The sequence below is a fragment of the Pseudomonas sp. SDO5591_S426 genome (genome assembly GCF_054070755.1).
Genome location: NZ_JBSVXD010000042.1, coordinates 14,324 through 36,146, shown reverse-complemented (window position 1 = coordinate 36,146; position 21,823 = coordinate 14,324). Strand labels below are relative to the sequence as shown.

At 60.2% G+C, this 21,823-nt stretch carries 21 protein-coding genes; 2 read left to right on the top strand and 19 right to left on the bottom strand.

Annotated elements, in window-relative coordinates:
- Nucleotides 1-79 precede the first annotated feature (79 nt).
- Nucleotides 80-874, bottom strand: a complete 795-nt coding sequence (gene speD, locus ACW9JC_RS11580) for an adenosylmethionine decarboxylase (RefSeq protein ID WP_338583453.1) — start codon at nucleotides 872-874, stop codon at nucleotides 80-82.
- Nucleotides 875-1,112: 238 nt separating this feature from the next.
- Nucleotides 1,113-1,535, bottom strand: coding sequence for an OsmC family protein (locus tag ACW9JC_RS11575; RefSeq protein WP_008061600.1), 423 nt, complete (start codon nucleotides 1,533-1,535; stop codon nucleotides 1,113-1,115).
- Between the two features lie 230 nt (nucleotides 1,536-1,765).
- On the opposite strand from ACW9JC_RS11575, the gene crp reads away from it, so the two are divergent.
- Entirely contained in the window at nucleotides 1,766-2,410 is a 645-nt protein-coding gene (crp, locus tag ACW9JC_RS11570; RefSeq protein WP_416127532.1) for a cAMP-activated global transcriptional regulator CRP, read from the top strand.
- Nucleotides 2,411-2,420: 10 nt separating this feature from the next.
- On the opposite strand, the gene ACW9JC_RS11565 is transcribed toward crp, so the two are convergent.
- The 14 genes from ACW9JC_RS11565 to ACW9JC_RS11500 all read right to left on the bottom strand — a co-directional run bounded on the left by ACW9JC_RS11565 (nucleotide 2,421) and on the right by ACW9JC_RS11500 (nucleotide 18,133).
- The gene (locus tag ACW9JC_RS11565) at nucleotides 2,421-3,122 is read right to left on the bottom strand and encodes a lipoate--protein ligase family protein (RefSeq protein WP_457455069.1); all 702 of its coding nucleotides are present in this window, start codon (nucleotides 3,120-3,122) and stop codon (nucleotides 2,421-2,423) included.
- 99 nt (nucleotides 3,123-3,221) lie between these two features.
- Nucleotides 3,222-4,058 (bottom strand): indole-3-glycerol phosphate synthase TrpC, encoded by an 837-nt coding sequence (gene trpC / locus ACW9JC_RS11560; RefSeq protein ID WP_110662006.1) that lies wholly within the window; start codon nucleotides 4,056-4,058, stop codon nucleotides 3,222-3,224.
- Entirely contained in the window at nucleotides 4,055-5,104 is a 1,050-nt protein-coding gene (gene trpD / locus ACW9JC_RS11555; protein WP_416127535.1) for an anthranilate phosphoribosyltransferase, read from the bottom strand. The genes trpC and trpD overlap by 4 nt, the downstream gene beginning before the upstream one ends.
- Nucleotides 5,105-5,113: 9 nt before the next feature.
- Nucleotides 5,114-5,707, bottom strand: coding sequence for an aminodeoxychorismate/anthranilate synthase component II (locus tag ACW9JC_RS11550; protein ID WP_096514722.1), 594 nt, complete (start codon nucleotides 5,705-5,707; stop codon nucleotides 5,114-5,116).
- A gap of 114 nt (nucleotides 5,708-5,821) precedes the next feature.
- The gene (gene trpE / locus ACW9JC_RS11545) at nucleotides 5,822-7,303 is read right to left on the bottom strand and encodes an anthranilate synthase component I (RefSeq protein WP_338583460.1); all 1,482 of its coding nucleotides are present in this window, start codon (nucleotides 7,301-7,303) and stop codon (nucleotides 5,822-5,824) included.
- A 70-nt stretch (nucleotides 7,304-7,373) separates the two neighbouring features.
- Nucleotides 7,374-8,192 carry a phosphoglycolate phosphatase gene (locus tag ACW9JC_RS11540; RefSeq protein ID WP_338583461.1) on the bottom strand — a complete coding sequence of 273 codons (819 nt, stop codon included), beginning with the start codon at nucleotides 8,190-8,192 and terminating at the stop codon, nucleotides 7,374-7,376.
- Entirely contained in the window at nucleotides 8,189-8,863 is a 675-nt protein-coding gene (gene rpe, locus ACW9JC_RS11535; RefSeq protein WP_457455068.1) for a ribulose-phosphate 3-epimerase, read from the bottom strand. Before rpe ends, ACW9JC_RS11540 begins: the two co-directional genes overlap by 4 nt.
- An 80-nt stretch (nucleotides 8,864-8,943) precedes the next feature.
- A complete protein-coding gene (locus ACW9JC_RS11530) occupies nucleotides 8,944-10,092 on the bottom strand; it encodes an iron-containing alcohol dehydrogenase (protein ID WP_457455067.1) in 1,149 nt (382 codons plus the stop codon).
- Nucleotides 10,093-10,307: 215 nt separating this feature from the next.
- Nucleotides 10,308-11,132 (bottom strand): ABC transporter permease, encoded by an 825-nt coding sequence (locus ACW9JC_RS11525; protein ID WP_007910157.1) that lies wholly within the window; start codon nucleotides 11,130-11,132, stop codon nucleotides 10,308-10,310.
- Nucleotides 11,133-11,143: 11 nt separating this feature from the next.
- Complete coding sequence (locus tag ACW9JC_RS11520; RefSeq protein ID WP_056853527.1) at nucleotides 11,144-12,391, bottom strand: ABC transporter permease; 1,248 nt, start codon at nucleotides 12,389-12,391, stop codon at nucleotides 11,144-11,146.
- A gap of 181 nt (nucleotides 12,392-12,572) precedes the next feature.
- The gene (locus tag ACW9JC_RS11515) at nucleotides 12,573-13,616 is read right to left on the bottom strand and encodes an ABC transporter substrate-binding protein (RefSeq protein ID WP_338583464.1); all 1,044 of its coding nucleotides are present in this window, start codon (nucleotides 13,614-13,616) and stop codon (nucleotides 12,573-12,575) included.
- 44 nt (nucleotides 13,617-13,660) lie between these two features.
- Complete coding sequence (locus ACW9JC_RS11510) at nucleotides 13,661-14,785, bottom strand: ABC transporter ATP-binding protein (protein WP_338583465.1); 1,125 nt, start codon at nucleotides 14,783-14,785, stop codon at nucleotides 13,661-13,663.
- A gap of 318 nt (nucleotides 14,786-15,103) precedes the next feature.
- Nucleotides 15,104-15,733 (bottom strand): response regulator, encoded by a 630-nt coding sequence (locus ACW9JC_RS11505; RefSeq protein ID WP_020798801.1) that lies wholly within the window; start codon nucleotides 15,731-15,733, stop codon nucleotides 15,104-15,106.
- A complete protein-coding gene (locus ACW9JC_RS11500; RefSeq protein ID WP_457455066.1) occupies nucleotides 15,734-18,133 on the bottom strand; it encodes a PAS domain-containing sensor histidine kinase in 2,400 nt (799 codons plus the stop codon).
- A 73-nt stretch (nucleotides 18,134-18,206) separates the two neighbouring features.
- Between ACW9JC_RS11500 and ACW9JC_RS11495 the strand changes: the two genes are divergently transcribed.
- The gene (locus ACW9JC_RS11495) at nucleotides 18,207-19,199 is read left to right on the top strand and encodes an alpha/beta hydrolase family protein (protein WP_457455065.1); all 993 of its coding nucleotides are present in this window, start codon (nucleotides 18,207-18,209) and stop codon (nucleotides 19,197-19,199) included.
- A gap of 112 nt (nucleotides 19,200-19,311) precedes the next feature.
- Here the strand turns inward: ACW9JC_RS11495 and ACW9JC_RS11490 are convergent, their stop codons facing one another.
- The 3 genes from ACW9JC_RS11490 to ACW9JC_RS11480 are packed head-to-tail and all read right to left on the bottom strand — an operon-like array spanning nucleotide 19,312 to nucleotide 21,768.
- Nucleotides 19,312-20,079: a TerB family tellurite resistance protein gene (locus tag ACW9JC_RS11490; protein ID WP_457455064.1), complete on the bottom strand. Its 768-nt coding sequence runs from the start codon at nucleotides 20,077-20,079 to the stop codon at nucleotides 19,312-19,314.
- Between the two features lies 1 nt (nucleotide 20,080).
- On the bottom strand, nucleotides 20,081-20,752 hold the full coding sequence (gene murU, locus ACW9JC_RS11485) for an N-acetylmuramate alpha-1-phosphate uridylyltransferase MurU (RefSeq protein WP_457455063.1): 672 nt from the start codon (nucleotides 20,750-20,752) through the stop codon (nucleotides 20,081-20,083).
- Nucleotides 20,749-21,768 carry an aminoglycoside phosphotransferase family protein gene (locus ACW9JC_RS11480; protein WP_457455062.1) on the bottom strand — a complete coding sequence of 340 codons (1,020 nt, stop codon included), beginning with the start codon at nucleotides 21,766-21,768 and terminating at the stop codon, nucleotides 20,749-20,751. The genes murU and ACW9JC_RS11480 overlap by 4 nt, the downstream gene beginning before the upstream one ends.
- Nucleotides 21,769-21,823 lie beyond the last annotated feature (55 nt).

Genomic DNA, 21,823 nt, shown 5'->3' with positions numbered 1-21,823 from the left:
GGGCAAGCCATGCTCCTACAAAGATTTGCGGCGGACATGAAAAAGGCGACCGAGGTCGCCTTTTTTGTGCTCGAGATTCTTAGTTCGGCATGTTGCGTGCGTAGAAGATTTCGAGCATTTCGTGTTTCACACGATCGGTCACCTGGGCACGTTGCTCAGACGACAGGGTGCTGGTGGCGTCGCCGAACAGGTAGTTATCCAGTTCGAAGTTCTTCAGCAGCATTTTGGTGTGGAACAGGTTTTCCTGGTACACGTTCACGTCGGTCATCTGGTACGCGTCGCGGGTGTCTTCGGAGAGGTAGTTCTGGATCGAATTGATCTCGTGGTCGATGAAGTGCTTCTTGCCTTCAACGTCACGGGTGAAGCCGCGCACACGGTAATCCACGGTCACGATGTCCGAATCGAACTGGTGAATCAGGAAGTTGAGCGCTTTAAGCGGTGAAATGACCCCGCAAGTCGACACGTCGATATCCACACGGAAGGTCGCAATACCGTCGTCCGGATGGATTTCCGGGTAGGTGTGCACCGTGATGTGGCTCTTGTCGAGGTGGGCCAGGATGATTTCGGGCAATGGGCCCGGGGATTCTTCGATCTGGCTTTCAGTCGGGGTCACCGGCTCTTCCGAGATCAGAATCGTGACGCTGGCGCCCTGTGGCTCATAGTCCTGACTGGCAATGTTCAGGATGTTGGCACCAATGATATCGACAACTTCTGTGAGGATCTGCGTCAGGCGCTTGGCGTTGTACTCTTTATTGATGTACTCGACGTAGGCCTGTTGGTCTTGCGGGGTTTCCGCGTAGCAGATGTCATAGATGTTGAAGCTCAAGGTCTTTGTCAGGTTATTGAACCCGTGGAGCTTGAGTTTGCTTTTCACCGTTAAAAACTCTCTATGTATTGCGGCCTGGCCGCGTGATCAAGCATGCCCGTCAGATGCGAACGACGCACCTGCGTAGGACGGTTAACACCTCTTCGCGATGGCGATTTTGGTTGTCTGTTCGGGTGTGCGGCCTGTCGGCTGACGGGCCACGACCCTGAAAAAAGTGGCGCATTATGCAGACGTCAGCTGGGGATCGCCAGAGTCTGCACTGCTTTTATGATAGTTGAATGTCGATTCAACCGAGTTCGATGATTTCGTAGTCGTGGGTAATCTCGACACCGGCCGCGCCCAGCATGATCGAGGCCGAGCAATACTTCTCGGCGGACAGCTCAATAGCGCGCTTGACCTGGGCTTCTTTCAAGCCCCGGCCCTTGACCACGAAGTGCATGTGGATCTTGGTGAACACCTTTGGATCTTCGGTCGCGCGCTCGGCTTCGAGGAAGGCTTCGCAGCTCTCGACCGCCTGACGGGACTTCTTGAGGATGCTGACCACGTCGAAATTGCTGCAACCGCCAACACCCAGCAGGAGCATTTCCATCGGACGGACACCCAGGTTACGACCGCCGGCATCGGGCGGACCGTCCATGACCACGACATGACCGCTGCCGGATTCGCCGAGGAACATGGCTTCGCCAGCCCATTGGATGCGTGCCTTCATCGCCAAGACTCCACTGTATAAAAAGGGTCGCCAGCTTAGCACAGGCCCCTTGATTGACAGCGTTTGCCTTCCTAGGACATAACCATCCGCCTTGTAGGTAATTTCTCGAATATTGCAGGAAGTGTCTGGTAAGCTGACGCCAATTCGCTGGCGCATAGCCAGCGTTGCCGCATCTTCCGAAACTCATAAAAAAATCCAAACACACCGTGCAGTCTTTTCGGGATACAACCATGGTTGCTATTACCCCCACACCCAAGATCAAGAACCTCGACAAGTTGCTGATGCATTGTCAGCGCCGTCGCTATCAGGCCAAGAGCAATATCATTTGTGCCGGCGACCGCTCGGAAACGTTGTTCTTCATCATCAAAGGCTCGGTTACGATCCTGATCGAAGATGACGACGGTCGGGAAATGATCATCGCCTACCTGAATGCCGGGGACTTCTTTGGCGAGTTGGGGCTTTTCGAGCAGGCAGGCCTGGAACAGGAACGCAGCGCCTGGGTGCGGGCCAAGATCGAATGCGAAGTCGCTGAGATCAGCTACGCGAAATTCCGTGAATTGTCGCAGCAAGATCCAGACATTCTTTACGTGCTCAGCGGACAAATCGCACAGCGTCTGCGCAACACCACCCGCAAGGTCGGTGACCTGGCGTTCTTTGACGTGACCGGTCGCGTCGCGCGCTGCCTGCTGGAACTGTGCAAGCAACCCGACGCAATGACCCACCCCGATGGCATGCAGATCAAGGTGACCCGTCAGGAAATCGGGCGGATTGTCGGGTGCTCGCGGGAGATGGTCGGTCGCGTGCTCAAGGATCTGGAAGAACGCAACCTGGTGAACGTCAAAGGCAAGACCATGGTGGTTTTCGGTACGCGATAAGCTCGAAAACCTAGCCGCTGAACATTTGCGCCAGCATCAGCCGGTAGAGTTCATCCAGACGCGCCAACGCATGTGGCGCCGTGAACTTCTCATGCAGGGCGATGTGGCTTTCAGCACGCACTCGCTGCTCCAGCCCGCAAGCCTCGTTGAAGCGATTGACCGCCGCGACCATCGACTCACGTTCGTCATCAATCAACATTGCACCGTGCACAAGCCCAACCGGGCGCGAGCCGCCCTGGCTCTGGCGCCAGCGCTGGGCAGTGCCGACCATCTTGCGCCCGTCGAGATTGACGTTGAAGCGGCCATCGCAGAAGGCTCCGTCGACTTCGCCCAATGACGAAGTACCGCCGAGCTCATCAAGCAACTGGCAGATCGGATCACACAGACGCCGATAACCGGATTCGATGCGATTCAGGTCGCCTTCGCTGCGCGGCGGCGCGTAAACCAGTGCGATGTTGATGGTTGTGGCTGATTGGGGCACCGGTTCGCCGCCGGTATCGCGTAACAATACGGGCCAACCCGCCGCAGCCGAGACTTCACAGGCGGATTCAAAGCCCGGCAGGCGACTCAAGCGACGCGGCATCACTAATGCCTGGTCATTCGGCTGCCAGAACAACAGGCCGAACTCGGCGTCGCCGGCACAGATCGATGACAGCAGATCCTGTTCGGCTTGCAGGCCGGCTTCGATGGTCATAGAGATTGGCAGCGACATAGACGACTCCGGCAGATATGAAGTCTTTAGGGAATTTGAGGGCCTCATCGCGGGCAAGCCCGCTCCCACAGGGAACCGGGTTGCCTGCAATGGCAGGGGTCAGTCGAGGGTCGAGCCGCTGACGGGAACGCCGCGCTCAGGGAAGAACAGACGCTGCAACTCAGTACCCGGGCTTTCGGCGCGCATGAATGCTTCGCCGACCAGGAACGCGTAGACGTCGCTGATTTCCATCAGTTCGACATCGGCGCGATTGAGGATGCCGCTCTCGGTGATCACCAGTCGATCGCGAGGAATGCGCGGCAACAGGTCGAGGGTGGTTTCCAGACTGACTTCGAAGGTGTGCAGATTGCGGTTGTTCACGCCAACCAGCGGAGTGTCGAGGGTTTTCAAGGCCCGTTCCAACTCGTCGCCATCGTGGACTTCCACCAGCACATCGAGGTTGACGCTTTTGGCCACCGCCGCCAGCTCGGCCATCTTCACGTCATCCAGTGCGGAGACGATCAACAGCACGCAGTCAGCACCGAGGGCCCGGGCTTCGACGATCTGATAGGGATCGATCATGAAGTCCTTGCGGATCACCGGCAGCTGGCACGCCGCGCGGGCCTGTTGCAGGTACGCATCGGCGCCCTGGAAGTAGTCGATGTCAGTGAGTACCGACAGGCAGGTCGCACCGCCCTTCTCGTAGCTCCTGGCGATGTCGGCGGGAACGAAGTTCTCGCGGATCACGCCTTTGCTCGGCGAGGCTTTCTTGATTTCAGCGATGACTGCCGGCTGTTTCAGCTTGGCCTGAGCCAGCAACGCCTTGGCGAAACCACGAGGTGCATCGGCCGCCTTGGCCAGGTTTTCCAGCTCGGCAAGGCTTACGCGAGCGCTACGCTCGGCAACTTCTTCAACCTTGCGCGCCAGAATCTTTTCCAGAACCGTCGGTACACTCATCCCTCATTCTCCACTTTGAATACCGCGGTAAATGCACCCAGTTCCTCGAGCTTCTCCCGAGCGAGACCGGTGTGCAGCGCATCGTGCGCCAGGGCCACGCCCTCTTTCAAACTGCTGGCATGGTCAGCGGCGTACAGCGCCGCGCCGGCATTGAGCATGATCATCTCGGCGGCTTTCTGACCGTTTTCGGTCTTGCGCTTGCCCAATGCATCGCGAATCAATTCCAGAGAGGCTGCCGGGCTTTCCACCGCCAGGCCGTGCAGGCTCTGGCTCTTCATGCCCAGGTCTTCCGGCTCGACCCAATACTCGGTGATCTGATCGTTTTTCAGCTCTGCGACAAAGGTCGGCGCAGCGAGGCTGAACTCGTCCAGGCCATCTTTCGAATGCACCACCAGCACGTGCTTGCTGCCTAGACGCTGCAGCACTTCCGCCAGTGGACGGCACAGGGCCTGAGTGAATACGCCCACCACCTGATGTTTCACACCGGCCGGATTCGTAAGCGGGCCGAGCATGTTGAACAGTGTGCGCAAGCCCAGATCCTTGCGCGGACCGGCGGCGTGCTTCATGGCACTGTGGTGAGTCTGGGCAAACATGAAACCTATGCCGACGTTATCGATGCAACGCGCCACTTGAACCGGGGTCAGGTTCAAGTAGATGCCGGCCGCTTCCAGCAAGTCGGCACTGCCACTCTTGCCCGAGACCGCACGGTTACCATGTTTGGCCACGGTGCAGCCGGCCGCCGCTACGACGAATGCGGAAGCAGTCGAAACGTTGAAGATATTGGCACCGTCACCGCCGGTGCCCACCACATCGACCACGCCGTCGAGAGTCTTGAGTTCGACCTTGTCCGCCAGCTCGCGCATCACCGACACCGCGCCGACGATCTCGTCGATGCTTTCGCTCTTCATGCGCATGGCCATCATGAACGCGCCGATCTGCGCGTCCGAGCATTGCCCGGTCATGATTTCGCGCATTACATCGCGCATTTCATCGGTGCTGAGGTCGAGGTGATCGACGATACGGCCCAGGGCTGTCTTGATATTCATGAGTAGTCCTTAGCGCGTGCCGCCGGTTTGTTTGAGGAAGTTGGCAAACAGTTCGTGGCCCTGCTCGGTCAGGATCGACTCAGGGTGAAACTGCACGCCTTCGATGTTCAGGGTCTTGTGACGCAGGCCCATGATCTCGTCGACCGAGCCGTCTTCGAGCTGGGTCCATGCGGTCAGCTCGAGGCAATCCGGCAAGGTTTCGCGCTTGACGATCAATGAATGATAGCGCGTGACCGTCAGCGGGTTGTTCAGGCCTTCGAAGACGCCTTTGTCTTCGTGGAACACCGGGCTGGTCTTGCCGTGCATGACCTGACGGGCGCGGACCACATCACCACCAAAGGCCTGGCCGATGGACTGATGGCCCAGGCACACGCCGAGAATCGGCAACTTGCCGGCAAAGTGTTTGATCACGTCAATCGAGACGCCGGCTTCGGTCGGGGTGCAAGGGCCGGGCGAGACGACGATGCGCTCAGGGTTGAGGGCTTCGATTTCGGCAACGGTAAGTTCATCGTTGCGCACGACCTTGACCTGGGAGCCCAGCTCACCGAGGTACTGCACAACGTTGTAGGTAAAAGAGTCGTAGTTATCGATCATCAGCAACATGGCGTTAAGAACCTCTTGAATTCACTGACTACTAATACGGCGTTCGAATGAGTGGCCCGCCGCGTCCAGCGCTTGATCACTCAAGGCGGCCGGCAGACGGGCAACGTTCATCGGTCAGCCTTGCGGAGTTTGTTCAGCCAGCGCCACGGCGCGGAACATCGCGCGGCGCTTGTTCAGGGTTTCTTCCCACTCCAGCGCCGGCACCGAGTCGGCGACGATGCCACCACCGGCCTGCACGTGCAGTTCGCCGTTCTTGATCACTGCCGTGCGGATCGCGATGGCAGTGTCCATATTGCCGTTCCAGGCGAAGTAGCCGACGGCGCCGCCGTAGACGCCACGCTTCACCGGTTCCAATTCGTCGATGATTTCCATCGCGCGAATCTTCGGTGCGCCGGACAAGGTGCCCGCCGGCAGGATCGCCCGCAGTGCATCCATCGCCGTCAGCCCGGCCTTCAGTTGGCCAGTGACGTTGGACACGATGTGCATCACGTTGGAATAACGCTCGATGACCATTTTCTCGGTGAGTTTCACCGAACCGATTTCCGAAACACGACCGGTGTCGTTACGGCCAAGGTCGATCAGCATCAAGTGCTCGGCGATTTCCTTGTCATCCGACAGCAGGTCTTTTTCCAGCGCCAGATCGGCTTCTTCGTTGGCCCCACGCGGGCGAGTGCCGGCAATCGGGCGCACGGTGATCAGGTTGTCTTCGACCCGCACCAGCACTTCCGGCGAACTGCCGACGACGTGGAAGTCGCCGAAGTTGAAGAAGTACATGTAAGGCGTCGGGTTGAAGCAGCGCAGCGCGCGATAAAGATCGATCGGCGCAGCCTTGAAGTCGATGGACATGCGTTGCGACGGCACGACCTGCATGCAGTCACCGGCCAGGATGTATTCCTTGATGGTGTCGACGGCTTTTTCGTAATCGTCCTGGGTGAAGCTGGAGCGGAACACCGGATCGGCCGCTTGCTGCTGGCTGAAGTCCAGGCCACGGCGCGGGGTGATCGGCTGACGGAGTTTTTCCAGCAACTCTTCCAGGCGTGCGCGACCTTGCTCGAAGGCGTCTTCCTGCGCCGGGTCGGCGAGGACGATCGCGTGCATCTTGCCAGCGAGGTTGTCGAACACGACGACCGCGTCGGAAACCATCAGCAGAATGTCCGGCACGCCCAGCGGATCCGGGTTCGGGCACTTGCCCAGACGCTTCTCCACATAACGCACGCAGTCGTAACCGAAGTAACCCACCAGACCACCATTGAAGCGCGGCAGGCCGGCGATGGTCGGCACGTTGTAGCGCGCCTTGAAGGCTTCGACGAAGGCCAGCGGGTCTTCCACGTCATGGCTTTCGGTCTCGACGCCATCGACGGTCACGCTGACGTGATGGTCATGAACCCGCATCACGGTGCGGCACGGCAGGCCGATGATCGAGTAACGGCCCCACTTCTCGCCGCCCTGTACGGACTCCAGCAAGTAGGAATTGGGTTCGTCAGCCAGTTTCAGGTAGATCGACAGCGGCGTGTCGAAGTCGGCCAGGGTTTCGCAGGCAAGCGGGATGCGGTTGTAGCCGGCAGCGGCCAAACGCAGGAATTCTTCGCGGATCATGATGTGCCTCGTGGCTTGAGGGTCTAACAGTCAGGTATGCAAACGCGCCGGGGAACCGGCCAGGTAAAAGTCAGGCGCGCCAACGCCAGCGGGCCAGGGCCTTGATGACTTTCATCCAGAGTTTGCGAGTGACCACCACGATGGGATTTCCAGGAGGGGATTGAACAGCGTCGGGCAACGTTATCTCAGCGGCCGGATCCAGGCAACCGGGAATTAACTTGCGCAGATCGTCGATCACCAGTGTCGGCGATTCTTCGGCGATCGGTCGGCCATGGTTATAGCCATAACTCAACGCCACGCACTTGACCCCCGCCGCTTTCGCCGCCAGCACATCGCTGCGCGAATCGCCGACGAACAAGGACTGCGAGGCCGGAATGTTGGTCATTTTCATGACGAAAAACAGCGCCGCCGGGTCAGGCTTTTTCTGTGGCAGGGTGTCGCCGCCGATGATCAGGCGGAAGTAACGACCGATTTTCATCTGATCCAGCAGCGGCGCGACGAAGCGCTCCGGCTTGTTGGTGATCAGCGCCATCTCGACACCCTGCTTGTGCAGCCACTTCAGGGTATCGCGCACACCGGGATAGACCACGGTCAGCTCATGGCTTTCACCGTAAGCCTGCATGAAAATCTCCAGCGCCCGTTCGGCCTCGCTGTTATCGACCTGCGAATGGTCAAGACCACCGGCCAGCGCACGTCGTACCAGCACCGGGGCGCCGTTGCCGACCCACTCGCGTACCGACTCGATGCCGGCCGGTGCGCGACCGAGTTTGAGCAGCATGTTATCCACCGCCGCCGCAAGGTCCGGGACCGAATCGATCAGCGTGCCATCCAGATCGAACATCACCAGCCTTGGCAGACTTCCCGGGAACAGCTGCTCAAAGCCGCTCATGGGCGAGCCAGCGCCAGTTCGGAACGCATCTTGTGGATGACTTCCTGATAGTTCGGCGCATTGAAGATGGCCGAGCCGGCGACAAAGGTGTCGGCGCCCGCCGCGGCGATTTCGCGAATGTTGTTCACGTTCACACCGCCGTCGATTTCCAGACGAATGTCGCGACCGGAAGCATCGATCAATGCCCGCGCTTCACGCAGCTTGTCGAGGGTGCCGGGGATGAACTTCTGCCCGCCGAAGCCTGGGTTGACGCTCATCAGCAGGATCATGTCGACCTTGTCCATCACGTACTTGAGTACGTCCAGCGGGGTCGCCGGGTTGAACACCAGGCCCGACTTGCAGCCGCCTTCACGGATCAGTTGCAGGGAACGATCGACGTGCTGGGTGGCTTCCGGGTGGAAGGTGATGTACGTGGCGCCGGCTTCGATGAAGTCGCCGACGATGCGGTCCACCGGGCTGACCATCAGGTGCGCGTCGATTGGCGCAGTCACGCCGTACTTGCGCAGGGCCGCGCAGACCATCGGGCCGATGGTCAGGTTTGGCACGTAATGGTTGTCCATGACATCGAAATGCACGAAATCGGCGCCAGCGGCCAGGACGTTGTCCACTTCTTCACCCAGGCGGGCGAAGTCGGCGGAGAGAATCGACGGAGCAATTACGAAGGGCTGCATGACGCACCTTTTCTGAGCTAAATCACGATGGCGCGCATTGTATACCTCATGCTTTGGCGCGCGCACCGTGAGCGCGATGATCAGTAGGCTGCGCGGTAGATCTTCTCGATATCAATCGCGCTCAATTTGCGTGGATTGTTGCGCATCAAGCGCTCAATGCCCGCCGCTTCCACTGCCATGGCGGGGATGGCGTCTTCGGGAACCCCGAAACTGCGCAGGCCCTTGGGGATTTCCACGGCCGCACACAACTCGGTCATGGCCTCCACGGCTTTGTCGGCCGCTTCGTTGGCACTCAGATGAGCGGTCTTCACCCCCATGGCCTCGGCGATATCCTGCATGCGTTCGACGCAGGCCATCTTGTTCCAGATCATGACATAGGGCAGCAGCAAGGCGTTGCTCACGCCATGGGCGATGTTGAAACGCCCGCCCAGCGGATACGCCAGGGCATGTACCGCGCCGACCCCGGCATTACCGAACGCCATGCCGGCCATCAGGCTGGCGGTGGCCATGTCTTCCCGTGCCTGCAGGTTCGATGGATTGGCGTAGGCCTTGGGCAATGCCTTGGCGATCAGCTTGATCGCGCCGATGGCCAGGGCATCGGTAATCGGCGAAGCATTGACCGACAGATAGGATTCGATGGCATGCACCAATGCATCGACGCCGCTGGCGGCCGTGACACCGCGCGGGCAGGTCAGGGTCATCTGCGGACTGACCAGCGCCACGTCCGGCAACAGATAGTCGCTGACGATGCCCTTTTTCAGTTGCGCGACCTTGTCGGAGAGGATCGCCACGTTGGTCACTTCCGAACCGGTGCCGGCGGTGGTCGGGATCGCGATCAGCGGCGGGCCTTTGCGCGGCACCTGGTCGACACCGAACAAATCCTCCAGCGCGCCGTGATAGCCGGCATATGCCGCGACACTCTTGGCGATGTCGATGGCGCTGCCACCGCCCAGCCCGATCAAGCCGTCATGCCCGCCTTCGCGGTAAACCCGCATGCAGTCTTCGACGATGGCGATTTCCGGGTCGGGCAGCACTCGGTCGAAGATCTCGTAGCTTCGATCACCCAGCTGCGCCAGCGCCAGCTCTACCGTGCCGGACTTCACCAAAGCGGCGTCGGTGACAATCAGCGGGTTGTCGATGTCCAGACGTGTCAGCTCAGCGGACAGTTGCTCGATGGCCCCTGCGCCGGTGATCAGTTTGTGAGCGATTTTGAAAGAGGAAAGACTCATGTGCGCAGCCTCTTATAGATGTGGGAGCTGGGCACAATAGTAGCTGGGGTTTTGGCGTTGTCTTCTATTCAGGTCGTGAATGACCCGACTCCCCAAAAACGCCACAAATCAACTGTAGGAGCTGCCGAAGGCTGCGATCTTTTGATTTTAAAATCAAAGTCAAAAGATCGTCCGATCGCGGCCCGAGCCTCCGGCAGCTCCTACAGTGGATCGCATTAAACCTGTGCGGTACGCAGTTTCTCGCTACGCCCACGCAACCATTCCAGGGTCAGCAGCAGGATCACCGAGAAGGCGATCAGCAGCGTTGCGGCGGCGGCGATGGTTGGGCTGAGGTTTTCGCGGATGCCGCTGAACATCTGCCGAGGCAGCGTCGCTTGCTCGGGGCCGGCGAGGAACAGCGTCACCACCACTTCATCGAAGGAGGTAGCGAAGGCGAACAACGCACCGGAAATCACGCCCGGCGCAATCAGCGGCAAAGTCACCCGACGGAACGCCGTCAGCGGCGAAGCACCTAGGCTGGCAGCCGCGCGCACCAGATTATGGTTAAAGCCTTGCAACGTTGCCGACACGGTAATGATCACAAACGGCACACCCAGCACCGCATGCACCACGATCAGCGAGAAGAAGCTGTTGCCCAACCCCAGTGGTGCGAAGAACAGATAGCTGGCCACACCGATGATCACCACCGGCACCACCATTGGCGAAATGACCAGCGCCATCACCAGCGCTTTGCCGGGAAAGTCGCCACGGGTCAGGCCGATGGCCGCCAGCGTACCGAATACCATCGCCAGCACCGTGGCTGCCGGGGCGACGATGATGCTGTTCTTCAGGGCGCGCATCCACTCCGCCGAGGCGAAGAAATCGTGGTACCACTGCAACGAGAAGCCTTGCAGCGGGTACACCAGGAAACTGCCGGAGTTGAACGACAGCGGAATGATCACCAGCACCGGCAGGATCAGGAATAACAGAATCAAGCCGCAGAGAATCCGCAAGCTGTAGAACCACACCCGTTCGATGGGCGACATGTAAGGACTCAGCATTTCGTTCTCCCTTAGCTCAGGCGCAGGCGGCTCGCGCCCACCAGCCAGCTGTAAATCAGATAAAGCACCACGGTCGCCAGGAGCAGCAGCCCGCCGAGTGCGGTCGCCATGCCCCAGTTGATGCTGGTGTTGGTGTAGAAGGCGACGAAGTAACTGACCATCTGATCGTTCGGGCTGCCCAGCAATGCCGGGGTGATGTAGTAGCCGATGGCGAGGATGAACACCAACAGGCAACCGGCGCCGACACCGGCATAGGTCTGCGGGAAGTACACCCGCCAGAAACTGGCGAACGGATGGCAGCCGAGGGAAATCGCGGCACGCATGTAGGTCGGCGAGATGCCTTTCATCACGCTGTAGATCGGCAGAATCATGAACGGCAGCAGGATGTGCACCATCGAGATGTAGACGCCGACACGGTTGAACACCAGCTCGATCGGCTTATCGATGATGCCCATGGCCATCAGGCCGCTGTTGATCAGGCCACCGGATTGCAGCAACACGATCCACGCGGCGACCCGCACCAGGATCGAAGTCCAGAACGGCAGCAGCACCAGGATCATCAGCAGGTTGCTTTGGCGCGACGGCAGGTTCGCCAGCAGATAAGCCAGTGGGTACGCCAGCACCAGGCAGATCACGGTGATGATCAGGCCCATCCAGAAGGTACGGGCAAAGATGTCGAGGTAGATCGCCTGGTCAGGAGTGGCCGGGGCGATTTCGCCGAGGTCGTCGATACGGTGATCGACAGCCGCCAGCAGGTAATACGGGGTGATGCTGCTGGTGTTGCGGCGTACCGCTTGCCAGTAGGCCGGGTCGCCCCAGCGCTCATCGAGACCTTCCAGCGCTTCTTTATAGGAGGCAGGTTCAGTGGCGAGCGGCAAGGCGCGGGCAGTTTTGGTCAGCAGGCTGCGGTAGCCGGCCAGTTCCATGTTCAGGCGCTTGGACAGATCGCCCAGGGTTTGATTCTTGCGGGCTTCGGCGAGGTCTTCGGCGGCCGCTTTGTAAACCGGTTCAGCGGGCAGGCCTCGGCCGTCCCAACTGGCGATGGCGGACACGGTGCGCGGCATGCCGCCGACCACTTCCGGGTTGCCCACGCTTTTGTAGAGCAGCGCCACGATCGGCACCAGGAACACCAGCAACAGAAACAGCACCAGCGGCGCGATCAGGGCCTGGGCCTTCCAGCGGTTGACCCGCTCGGCATGCTTGAGCCGCTGCTTCAAGGTGGGGTCAGTGCCCGCGTTCACGGGAACGGCGATAGCCATGGCGTACTCCGGAAATCTTTGGATGGGCGGCATCGCACAGAGGGATGCCGCATTACATCAACACACATCAAACTCGCCGCCCCCTGTAGGAGCTGTCGAGTGCAACGAGGCTGCGATCTCTTGATCCTGGAAACGCAAAGTCAAAAAATCGCAGCCTTCGGCAGCTCCTACAGGCGAAGCATTACTTCGCAGCCCAGGAATTGAAGCGCTGTTCCAGTTGCTCGCCGTTGTCAGCCCAGAAGCTGACGTCGATCTGCACCTGGTTGGCGATGTTTTCCGGGGTGGTCGGCATGTCTTTCAGGACATCCTTGGCCAGCAGCGGTACGGCTTGGGTGTTGGCCGGGCCGTAGGCGATGTTTTCCGAGTAGGTCTTCTGCTGCTGTGGCTGTACCGAGAAGGCGATGAACTTCTTCGCCGCTTCAGCGCGCTTGGCGTCCAGACCTTTTGGAATGGCCCATGCGTCGAAGTCGTAGATGCCGCCGTTCCATACCACTTTCAGGTTGCTTTCTTTCTGTACGGCAGCGATACGACCGTTGTAGGCCGAGCTCATGACCACGTCACCGGAGGCGAGGTATTGCGGCGGCTGTGCGCCGGCTTCCCACCACTGGATGTTCGGCTTGAGTTCATCGAGTTTCTTGAACGCGCGGTCCTGACCGTCTTTGCCGGCCAGCACTTTGTAGACGTCTTTCGGCGCAACGCCGTCGGCCATCAGTGCGAATTCCAGGGTGTACTTGGCGCCTTTACGCAGGCCACGCTTGCCCGGGAATTTCTTGGTGTCCCAGAAATCGACCCAACTGGTCGGCGCGGAAGCCAGTTTGTCGGCGTTGTAGGCCAACACGGTCGACCACACGAAGAAGCCCACGCCGCATGGCTGGATAGCGCCTTTGACGTAATCTTCGGTTTTGCCGAACAGTGCCGGGTCCAGTTGCTCGAACATGTCTTCGTCGCAACCACGGGACAGTTCTGGCGACTCAACTTCTACCAGGTCCCAGGACACGCTCTTGGTGTCGACCATGGCCTTGACCTTGGCCATTTCACCGTTGTATTCGCCCGCCACGATCTTGCCGTTGCCTGCCGCTTCCCACGGTGCGTAGAAGGCTTTGACCTGCGCCGCCTTGTTCGCCCCGCCAAAGGACACCACGGTCAGGTCCGGGCCAGCGGCCATCGCGTGCGAGGCACCGATCATGCCCATGACCAGAGCTGTGAATTTCAGGGATTTCAACATTGATATTGTTCTCCACGTGCAGGGTTGGTGAAGCAGAAGGGCGATCAGTTCGCCTCTAGAAGTGGGTCGAGCGCACGAACGTGTTCGACCTGCCAGCCAAGCGGAACCACGTCACCAACTGCGAGCGCGGGATCGAGCTCGGCAATCGGTTGTTTCACGAAGAAGTCGGTCTTGCCACAGACTTCCAGGCGAACCCGGACGTGGTCGCCCAGATAGATGAATTCCGCCACCCTTCCCGAGAAGCGGTTGACGCACGACTCGCTGGAACCATTGAGGCTCACGCGCTCCGGGCGAATAGACAAGGTGACGGGTTCGCCGGTCTTGCCGACATTCACCGCCAGCGCTTCAACTTTTTCACCACGTCCCAGTTCGACCACGCAGCGGTCGCCGGTCTGGCTGTGCAGACGGCCATTGAGACGGTTGTTTTCGCCGATGAAGTTGGCGACGAAGGTATTTTTCGGCTCTTCGTAGAGCGTGCGCGGCGGCGCGATCTGCTGGATTTCGCCTTGATGGAACACCGCCACACGGTCGGACATGGTCAAGGCTTCGCCCTGGTCGTGGGTCACGTAGACCACGGTCACGCCCAAGCGCTGGTGCAGGTGTTTGATTTCCATCTGCATGTGTTCACGCAGTTGTTTGTCGAGTGCGCCGAGAGGTTCGTCCATCAGCACCAGTTGCGGCTCGAACACCAGCGCGCGGGCCAATGCCACACGTTGCTGCTGACCGCCGGACAGTTGCGCCGGGTAACGCTGGGCGAAGGTGTCGAGCTGGACCATGCTCAGGACTTTTTTGACCCTGTCGCTGACGTCGCTTTTGTTCAAACCGCGCACGGTCAGAGGGAACGCCAGGTTCTCGGCGACCGTCATGTGCGGGAACAGCGCGTAATTCTGGAACACCATGCCGATGTCACGCTTGTGCGGCGGCACGTTGTTGATGGAGCGCCCGGCCAGCAGGATTTCACCCGCAGTCGGTGTTTCGAAACCGGCGAGCATCATCAGGCTGGTGGTCTTGCCGGAGCCGGACGGCCCGAGCAAGGTGAGGAATTCGCCTTTGCGAATGTCCAGGTTGAGGTCTTTGACGATCAGGTTCTCGCCGTCGTAGCTCTTCTGCACTCCACGAAAGCTGACCAGAACATCATTGGCCCCTGCACTTGAATCGACCTGGCTCATACCCACACCTTTGTTGTTGATGACTGCTGTGGACTAAGCCTAGTGGACGCTGGGACCTGCGCAAATCGGGGCGCAGGAGAGAATCGCCTCAGCCGGATGGAAGGTTGGGGGTAGGGATTGCCCTACAAGGATGGCGGGATTGGATAAAGGCAGTGGCAAGCGATCAGCTGCAAGCCGCAAGTAAAGGCAAACGCTGTGTTTTGAGGTGTCGCAAATGGATATGCCACCACAAAACCCGTAGGAGCACAGCTTGCTGGCGATAGCGATTTCAAGGACGTCATCGCCGGCAAGCCGTGCTCCTACAGGAATTGGTTGAATTCAGAGGAGTTTGTGTTCCATCGCGTACTTCACCAACTCGGCCAGCGAGGTGATGTTGAGCTTCTGCATCAGGCGCGCCTTGTGGGTGCTGATGGTCTTGCTGCTCAAGGCCAGTTGCTGGGCGATGTCGTTGACGTTGGCACCCTGGGCCAGGCGTTCGAACACGGAGAATTCACGCTCTGACAGCAGCGAGTGCAATGGCCGAGAGTCGGTCAGGCCGACTTCGAAGACCATGCGATCGGCAAGATCCGGGTCGATATAGCGCCCGCCCGCCGCGACCCGGCGAATGGCCGTCAGCAACAATGCCGGATCGCTATCCTTGGTCGCATACCCCGCAGCGCCGACCTTCAACGCCCGGGCCGCCATCTGCGCTTCGTCGTGCATCGACAGCACCAGGATCACCGGAGGATTGTTCAGCGCACGAATCCGTGGAATCGCCTCCAGGCCGTTAACACCCGGCATGGAGATATCCAGCAACACCACTTCGCAAGGCACATGCCGCAGGGTTTCGAGCAACTGTTCACCATTGCTCGCCTCCCCCACCACCAGCAGATCCTTGGCCAGGCCGATCAATTGCTTGATGCCTTCGCGGACGATGGTGTGGTCTTCGGCTACCAGTACACGGATCACTTACTTCTCCTCATCCAACGGCACTCGCACGATAAGGGTCGTGCCCTCTCCCGGCTCACTTTCAAGCGACAACTGCCCGCCCATGATCAACACCCGCTCGCGCATACCGACCACGCCAAAGGAAGTCGGCCTGCCGGCTGCAGCGACAAATCCTACGCCATCATCGCTGACCGTCAGACACAACTCGTCGCCTTCGAGGGCCAGCGTCAGTTCAACAGTATGCGCCTGGGCGTGGCGCATGACATTGGTCAGTGCTTCCTGAAGGATGCGAAACAGACCGATCGCCTTGGCATCGCTGAGCGCCGGCAAATTGTCCGGCACCTGCACCAGACACGGAATCTGCGTACGCGCCTCGAAGCGGCGGGCCTGCCATTCAATGGCCGAGGCGATGCCGGCATCGAGAATCGGTGGTCGCAATGCCGTCGCCACATCCCGCACCAACTGGAACAACTGAGCGATCAAGCGTTTCATGCTGTTCAAGCGGTCGTTCAGACCAGGGTCCAGTTGTGCGTAGGCCAGTTCGCACATGGAGGTTTCCAGCTTCAACACGGTGAGCATCTGGCCCAACTCGTCGTGAACTTCCCGGGCAATGCGTGCCTTTTCCTCTTCCCGTACGCTTTCAAGGTGCGCGGACAATTCGCGCAACTGCTCGCGGGAGCTGGCCAGTTCCAGTTCGATGCGCTTGCTCTCGCTGATGTCCCAGACAATGCCGTCCCAGACGTAGGCACCGTCTTCAAGTTGACGGGTAATCGCCTTGATTTCCGCCCAGCGCTGTTCGCCCTGACGCGTAAGAATTCGCCCTTGCCACGACCAGTCGCTGTCGGTGTCCAGCGCATGATCCTGGGTCTGGTGATAACTGGCTTTATCGTCCGGATGCACAAGGCTGCGCAGGCCTTTGTCACGATGAGCCAACGTTGCCGGCGAGTAACCCACCAGACTTTCGCTGCCCTCGCTGATGTAGGCAAAGTCGATCTGCCCCGTCACCGGCGCGCGCTCCAGGCGAAAGACCAATCCGGGAACGTTCGCCGCGATCCCTTGCAACCGCGCTTCACTTTCCTGCAATGCCGCGAGGGCACGACGGCGCTCGGTGACGTCCGTGAGGTAGACCACCAGGTATTCACCGTCGCGAAAACGCAGGAAGCTCAGCGAGACATCCGTCGGCAGAATGCTGCCGTCGGCCCGCAGGCAATGGGTTTCGAAACTTTGTGGCGACTCGTCGCTGGCCCTGGCGCGCTTCCACAGGTTCAACCAGCGATCCATGTGCAGGCCGGGTTCGAAGTCGATCAATGGCCGGTCGATGATCCCGCCCGGTGGATAGCCCAGCATGGTTTCGGCAGCGCGGTTGGCGTAGCGCACATGACTGTCCCAGTTGACCCAAAGGATGCCGACGGTGCTCTGATCGATGGAAAACTGCGTCAGCCGCAGCGCCTCTTCGCTGGCCGCGCGCAGGGCGATGTCCGCCTGCGCCGCCGCCAGTCGTTGCTCCAGACTGTGCTGCTGGCGGCGCTGCCAGAACACGATCGCCATGCTGCTCAGCGCCAGCACCAACAACAGCAGACAAAGGTTTTGCCAGAAGCCCGGCGACTCGGTCAGCCGGGGGTACTTGGGTTGCAGCCATTGGTTGTGCAGTGTTTCCAGATCCTTCGCCGGGATCGCCCGCAGCGCGCTTTCGATGATGCCGGCGAGCTCCGGCTTGTCGCGCCGCGTGGCCACCCGCAGCAGTTGCGGCAAACCGATGTCACCCACCACCACCAGTCCGGCGAATTCCGGTTCGACCGACAAGCGCCCCAACTGCGCCTCATCGACCACGGCGTAACCGGCCTGCTGACTCAACAACAATTGCAGCGCCTGGCGTTCCATCGGCACGCCCTGAAGGTTCAGGTGTGGATAGTTGCCGCGCAGATAGTCGGCGGTTGCGCTGGGCATGCGCACGGCGACGCGGGTCTGGCTGTCGAGTTTCTCCAGCTCCACCGCGCCGGTGCTTTTCTGGTCGCTGACCACCAGTTGCGGCACCCGCATGTACGGATCGGAAAACTGCCAGAGGCGCAGACCGCCAGGGGTTTGGGTCAGCCCCGGGGCGATGTCGATTTCACCCGCGCGTGCGGCGGCTTCCAGTTGTTCAAGATCGGGAAAGTTACGCCAGCTCAACTCGACCTTGAGCGACTTGGCCAGCCATTTCATCAGCTCGACGTTGACCCCGGACAAGCGCTGCAAGCGGCGATCGTATTGCGCATAGGGCGCCTGCAACACCAGACCGACGCGCAACTCACCCTGTTGCGCCAGCCATTGTTGCTGGCCCGCGGACAGCGGTGCGACGTGCGCCGGTGGCGCGGCCGCCGCCCAGCCCATCAAGGGAAACCACAACCAGCCGATAACCCACAGGCAGCGAAAACGCATCATCGAACTCTCACACACTGACAAATACTGACCAACCCATTAGGCTGCCGGAATCACTTCTGGCCTGGAATATCCGATGCCCCCTGTCTACCGCCTGGCGCTGCCAGCATTGTGCCTGTCGCTGATCCTGCCATGCGCTTTTTCCGTCGAGGCTGCCGACCCGGCGCCTGCCGCCGCGGAACAACCCGCGCAAGAAAAACCGGTTGAACGCCAGCCGTTGCCTGAGCGTAGTCAGGAGGAAGCGGCAGCACTCGAACGAAAAATCCCGACCCAGGAGCAGCAGCAACTGCAAGCGGGTGGCGACACTTTCCTGGCCTTGTGGAAACCGGCCAATACCGCCGAACCCAAAGGCGCGGTGATTATCGTCCCGGGCGCTGGCGAAACCGTTGACTGGCCGCAAGCAATCGGTCCGTTGCGCCGCCAACTGCCGGACGCGCAATGGAGCAGCCTGAGTATCACCTTGCCGGACGTGCAAAGCGATGCCATTGCGCCACGCGTTGCCGAAGTGCCGCCAACGCCCAAGACGCCGGACGCCGGCAGCAAGGACTCGACCACCGCCGCCCCCATCGAACAGGCAGCCGGCGGTGAAGCCGAAGTGGCGGACAAACCCGTCGCCGAAACCAGTGAAGAACAGTCCAAAGCCGATGCCGAGCGAATCTTCGCTCGCATCGACGCGGCGATTGCTTTCGCCGAACAGCAAAGCGCTCGCAGCATCGTCGTACTGGGTCATGGCACTGGCGCTTATTGGGCCGCACGGTATCTGAGTGAGAAGCAGACATCGCAAGTCGAGCGGTTCGTCATGGTTGCTGCGCAGACACCTGCCAAGGCGAAACCGGAACTGGATGAGCTCGCCCCATCACTGAAACTGCCTACCGCCGACATCTTCTACATGGACAAACCGCTGGACCGCAACGCGGCGCTGGCCCGGTTGCAGGCCAGCAAACGCTTGAAGACTTCGGCCTTCAGCCAGGTTTCGCTCAAGGCCTTGCCCGGAGACAGCAAGGCACAACAGGAGCAACTGGTTCGCCGGGTGCGGGGTTGGTTGAGTCCGCAGAATGCGGCGGACTGATAGACCGCATCGCCTTCATCGCGAGCAAGCTCGCTCCCACAGGATTTGAGTCGTACACAAGTTTCGCAATCGACATAAAACCTTGTGGGAGCATGGCTTGCCCGCGATGGGGTCAGCGAAAATCCCGCCGCTGCCGAATCAGCGTATAGGCCGTGTGCAGCTCCCGGGTTTTCTCGGTAGCCTCACGAACCTGCGACACCGTCGCCCCGCTGCCGGCAATCTTGTCCGGGTGATGGCGACTGAGCAGACGCCGATAGGCGCGTTTGATCTGCGCCGGCTCACTGGTAGCCGACACCCCCAACAGCCGCAACGCGTCCTGATACGTCACCGCACCGCTGACCTGCGGTCGCTTATGCGGTTCATAGTCTTGGGCCAGTGCCTGTACCTGATGCGGCGTCCAGCCCAGCCACTTGCCCCACTGGGCAATCAGCTCGCGCTCACTGCTGCCAGCCCGACCATCGGCCCAGACCATCCGCCAACAGGCGCGTAACACGCCTTCGGCCGCATGGGGCTGAGCACTCAGGCGACGCAGATAACCGCGCAGCCGGTCGTTGCCCGACTTGCCGCGATTGAATGCGGCAATCGCCCGACGCTGGGCCGGTTCGTTCATTTCCAGCGAGCGCATTTCCTGGCGCGCCTGCTGGATATGACCCTCCAGCACTCGCCCGTCGCACTTGGCCAACCGGCCCAGCAACACGAACAGCAGTTCATCGTTGCGCAGTACCGGACGACCGCCGAGTTTTTCACGCAGATGCGCCCAACTTTGCAAGTGCAGGCGTCGATCCAGCGCCTGTCCCAACAAGGCACCGAGCATGGCCCCCGGAATGCTGGCAATGGCAAAGCCCGCTCCGGCTCCGATCAGAGTCCCTGGCCATAGCATGTCAGCGGCTCGCTTCGATGAGGGTTTCTGCTTCGGCCAAGCGCTCGTGAGTGCCGACATCCACCCACTGCCCGTTCAGGTGTTCGCCCGACACCTGCCCGTTCGCCATTGCGGCACGCAGCAACGGAGCCAGTTTGAACGCCCCGGCGGAGCAACCTTCGAACAACTGCGGATGCAAAACGGCGATGCCGCTGTAGGTCAGGGTGGCCGCATCCGGTTGGCCGTCGCGAACCTGGCCGTCGATCAACTGGAAATCCCCGCTCGGATGATGAGCCGGGTTGTTCGCCAGCACCAGGTGAGCCAGACCGACAATCGGCTGATGCAGCACACTGAAGTCGTAATCGGTCCAGATGTCGCCATTGACCACGACAAAGGCGTCATCACCCAGCAACGGCAATGCACGGAAAATCCCGCCGCCGGTTTCCAGCGGCTCGCCCTCCGGCGAGTACTGGATGCTGACGCCATAGCGCGAACCGTCGCCCAGATAATCCTCGATCTGCTGACCGAGCCAGGCATGGTTGATCACGATCTCGGTAAACCCGGCAGCGGCCAGCGCACGCAGGTGATACTCGATCAGCGGCACCCCGCCGGCGCGAACCAGCGGCTTTGGCGTGGTCAGGGTCAGCGGGCGCATGCGCTCGCCTTTGCCGGCCGCCAGAATCATCGCCTTCATGCCTTTACTCCAGCGCGCAGACTGGCCAGCAGCACATCCAGTTCAGCCAGTTCAGGACGGCGGGCGATCACAGCATCTATATAGGCGAAGAAACGCGGCACATCGCCCAGATAACGCGGTTTGCCATCGCGATGGCAGATGCGCGCGAAGATACCGATCACTTTCAGGTGACGCTGCACGCCCATCAGGTCGCTGGCGCGCAGGAAGTCTTCGAAGTCCGGCTGCACCGGAATGTTCAGCGCAGTGGCCTGCTGCCAATAACTTTCCAGCCAACCGCGCACGCGTTCCTCGGGCCAGCTGAGGAAGGCGTCCTTGAACAGACAAGTCACGTCGTAGGTCACCGGTCCATAGACCGCATCCTGGAAATCCAGCACACCGGGGTTCGGCTCGCTGAGCATCAGGTTGCGCGGCATGTAGTCGCGGTGCACCAGGACTTTTGGCTGGGCCAAGGCGCTGTCGATCAACAAATCGCTGACTTGCTGCCAGAGCACTTGTTGCGCGGCGTCGAACTCGATACCCAATTCACGCTTCACGTACCACTCAGGGAACAGTTCGAGTTCGCGTCGCAACAACGCCACGTCATAACTCGGCAACGGCGCAACCATCGGCAACTGTTGAAAAGCCAACAGCGCTTGCAGGGCATCGTTGAAAAAATCGTCGGCATTTTCGCTGTCGATCACGTCCAGATAGGTCTTGTTGCCCAGGTCATTGAGCAAAAGAAATCCGCGTTCGAGGTCTTCGGCATAAATTTTCGGCACATTTATTCCGGATTTCGCCAGCAAAAAAGCGATATCCACGAAGGGTTTGCAGTTTTCCTGGGGCGGCGGCGCATCCATCACAACGAAACTTCTACCCGCGCCTTCCCAACGGAAATAACGCCGGAAACTCGCGTCGCTGCTGGCCGCGGTCAACGTGGCCGGGGGTACGGAGCCCCAGCCCTGGTCCGCAAAAAGGGTCGCCAATTGTTCATCGAGCCAAACTTTCAGGTGTTGCAAACGTACATCTTGGTCAGGCATTGCAAGGGTCTCCGACGGCGCTAGCCGTCAAGCGGGTCATGCTTTATTATCCAGC

What these genes read in the sequence shown, in the direction of transcription:
- ACW9JC_RS11575 (WP_008061600.1), bottom strand. Translation starts at nt 1,535, where the DNA reads ATGAAGGCACGCATCCAATGGGCTGGCGAAGCCATGTTCCTCGGCGAA.
- crp (WP_416127532.1), top strand. Translation starts at nt 1,766, where the DNA reads ATGGTTGCTATTACCCCCACACCCAAGATCAAGAACCTCGACAAGTTG.
- ACW9JC_RS11565 (WP_457455069.1), bottom strand. Translation starts at nt 3,122, where the DNA reads ATGTCGCTGCCAATCTCTATGACCATCGAAGCCGGCCTGCAAGCCGAA.
- trpC (WP_110662006.1), bottom strand. Translation starts at nt 4,058, where the DNA reads ATGAGTGTACCGACGGTTCTGGAAAAGATTCTGGCGCGCAAGGTTGAA.
- trpD (WP_416127535.1), bottom strand. Translation starts at nt 5,104, where the DNA reads ATGAATATCAAGACAGCCCTGGGCCGTATCGTCGATCACCTCGACCTC.
- ACW9JC_RS11550 (WP_096514722.1), bottom strand. Translation starts at nt 5,707, where the DNA reads ATGTTGCTGATGATCGATAACTACGACTCTTTTACCTACAACGTTGTG.
- trpE (WP_338583460.1), bottom strand. Translation starts at nt 7,303, where the DNA reads ATGATCCGCGAAGAATTCCTGCGTTTGGCCGCTGCCGGCTACAACCGC.
- ACW9JC_RS11540 (WP_338583461.1), bottom strand. Translation starts at nt 8,192, where the DNA reads ATGAGCGGCTTTGAGCAGCTGTTCCCGGGAAGTCTGCCAAGGCTGGTG.
- rpe (WP_457455068.1), bottom strand. Translation starts at nt 8,863, where the DNA reads ATGCAGCCCTTCGTAATTGCTCCGTCGATTCTCTCCGCCGACTTCGCC.
- ACW9JC_RS11530 (WP_457455067.1), bottom strand. Translation starts at nt 10,092, where the DNA reads ATGAGTCTTTCCTCTTTCAAAATCGCTCACAAACTGATCACCGGCGCA.
- ACW9JC_RS11525 (WP_007910157.1), bottom strand. Translation starts at nt 11,132, where the DNA reads ATGCTGAGTCCTTACATGTCGCCCATCGAACGGGTGTGGTTCTACAGC.
- ACW9JC_RS11520 (WP_056853527.1), bottom strand. Translation starts at nt 12,391, where the DNA reads ATGGCTATCGCCGTTCCCGTGAACGCGGGCACTGACCCCACCTTGAAG.
- ACW9JC_RS11515 (WP_338583464.1), bottom strand. Translation starts at nt 13,616, where the DNA reads ATGTTGAAATCCCTGAAATTCACAGCTCTGGTCATGGGCATGATCGGT.
- ACW9JC_RS11510 (WP_338583465.1), bottom strand. Translation starts at nt 14,785, where the DNA reads ATGAGCCAGGTCGATTCAAGTGCAGGGGCCAATGATGTTCTGGTCAGC.
- ACW9JC_RS11500 (WP_457455066.1), bottom strand. Translation starts at nt 18,133, where the DNA reads ATGATGCGTTTTCGCTGCCTGTGGGTTATCGGCTGGTTGTGGTTTCCC.
- ACW9JC_RS11495 (WP_457455065.1), top strand. Translation starts at nt 18,207, where the DNA reads ATGCCCCCTGTCTACCGCCTGGCGCTGCCAGCATTGTGCCTGTCGCTG.
- ACW9JC_RS11490 (WP_457455064.1), bottom strand. Translation starts at nt 20,079, where the DNA reads ATGCTATGGCCAGGGACTCTGATCGGAGCCGGAGCGGGCTTTGCCATT.
- murU (WP_457455063.1), bottom strand. Translation starts at nt 20,752, where the DNA reads ATGAAGGCGATGATTCTGGCGGCCGGCAAAGGCGAGCGCATGCGCCCG.
- ACW9JC_RS11480 (WP_457455062.1), bottom strand. Translation starts at nt 21,768, where the DNA reads ATGCCTGACCAAGATGTACGTTTGCAACACCTGAAAGTTTGGCTCGAT.